The following is a 1,847-nucleotide window of genomic DNA, read 5'->3' as shown; positions in this document are numbered from 1 at the left end:
AGGATATCCTGTGGGCCGAACACCCATACGACCACGTCCTGCAGCACCAGCACGACGCCGAATGTGGCGAGAAGCTGAAACAATTCCGGCGCGCCATAAATTCGGCGCAGGAGCAGCACCTCCATCAAAACGCCGATGATGCCGACGATCAGCGCGGAGACGAGGATGCCGATCCAGAAGGGAACCGGTCCGTAGGAATATTCGAGCAGGCGGGGAACGAGCGTCGCGCCTGTATAGGCGCCGATCATGTAGAGCGAACCGTGCGCGAAATTCACGATCCGCGTCACGCCGAAGACGAGAGTCAATCCGCAGGCTGTGATGAAAAGCGATGAGGCGCTGGCGAGGCCGTTGAGAGCCTGAACGAAGAGGAAGGAGAGGTCCATGACTCACCCTTCCTTGGAAGAAAGGGTGAGTTCGCGCGCCTTTCGCAATCCGTTACTCCTTGCGGACGGCTTTCACCTCGGCCTCGGAGGGCATGAAGGCGGTCCCGTCGTTATACTTCCAATCGGTCATGCCGCCGTTCGCGCCCTTGAGCACGAGCTTGCCGACCCAAGCGCCCATGGAGGCCTGGTGATCGATGCCACGCATGGTGACGGGTCCGACGACCGTGTCGAACTTGGCGTTCTCCAACGCCTTGATCAGCGCATCGGTGTCCACCGATCCGGCCTTCTCGATGGTGTCGCGGATCATGTAGACGACCATGTAGCCGAGCAACGAGCCGAGGCGCGGCGTGTCGTTGAACTTGGCGCGATAGGCGGCGATGAATGCCTTGTGCTTGGGGTCGGTGATCTCGTCCCATGGATAACCGGTGACGGTCCAGCCTTGCGGCACTTCATCCTTCAGCGGCAAGAGCCATTCCGGCTCACCCGTGAGCAGCGACAGGACGTTCTTCTTCTCGAACAGGCCGCGCGTGTTGCCTTCGCGCACGAACTGCGTGAGGTCGGGGCCGAACAGGACATTGAAGATGCCGTCGGGCTTGGCCTGTTCGATGGCGGACACGGTCGGGCCGGCTTCGATCTTGCCGAGCGCGGGATATTGCTCCGCCACGATTTCCGCACCGGGCACCCGCTCCTTGATCAGGCGCTTGAACACTTCCGCGGCCGATTGGCCGTATTCGTAGTTCGGCGCGACGATGGCCCAGCGCTTGGCGCCGGAGGCCTTGGCCTGATCGACCAGCATGCCGACCTGCATGTAGTTGTTGGGCCGAATGCGGAACGTGTACTTGTTGCCCTGGGCCATGGTGATGGCATCGGTCAGCGGCTCGGCGGCGATGTAGACGACTTTCTTCTGGTTGGCGTAATCCGCCATGGCGACGCCGACATTGGAGAGGAACGAGCCGAACAGGAACGAGACGCCTTCCCGGGTCACCAGTTCCTCGGCGACGCGTGTCGCATCGCCCGTGGTCGAGCCGTCCTCACGGGAAATGATCTCGATCTTGCGGCCCAGAACGCCGCCCTTCGCGTTGATCTCTTCCACGGCCAGCTGCCAGCCGCTGCGGTAAGGAACGGTGAAGGCGGCCCATTTGCTATAGGAGTTGAGCTCTCCGATCTTGATCGGAGGCTGCTGCGCATGAGCGGCGGGCGCAGCGAGCGCCAAAGCCAATCCAAGGGGAAGCCAACGGAACAGTGAAGCCATCATGCGTTTCCTTAACCCAGGCAATGGCGAGAGGGTGTACGGCCATTCCGCCGCATAAGAAAGCCCTAAAGCTGAGCATGGAACGAATTCCTGCCCTGCTTTACAGGTATCCTCGACGCCGTTGTTGAATCCCGCGTGCCTCGCCCAACTTAGAGGCTGGTCCTGCGGTGTTCTCAGATGAAGATAGGGAGCCACGATGAGTAGCCCAGCCG

The 1,847-nt window shown here is 61.2% G+C and carries 2 protein-coding genes; both read right to left on the bottom strand.

What is annotated here, in order from left to right; genetic code table 11:
- The coding region (locus AC1DT3_RS19755; protein WP_477466916.1) for an ABC transporter permease subunit at positions 1-383 on the bottom strand (383 nt) is incomplete at its 3' end.
- A 52-nt stretch (positions 384-435) separates the two neighbouring features.
- Entirely contained in the window at positions 436-1,638 is a 1,203-nt protein-coding gene (locus AC1DT3_RS19750) for an ABC transporter substrate-binding protein (RefSeq protein ID WP_477466915.1), read from the bottom strand.
- Positions 1,639-1,847: the final 209 nt, after the last annotated feature.

Source organism: Microvirga sp. P4_G7 (assembly GCF_056401005.1).
The sequence above is the reverse complement of the archived record's forward strand: the minus strand, read 5'-3'. Positions and strand labels throughout refer to the sequence as shown.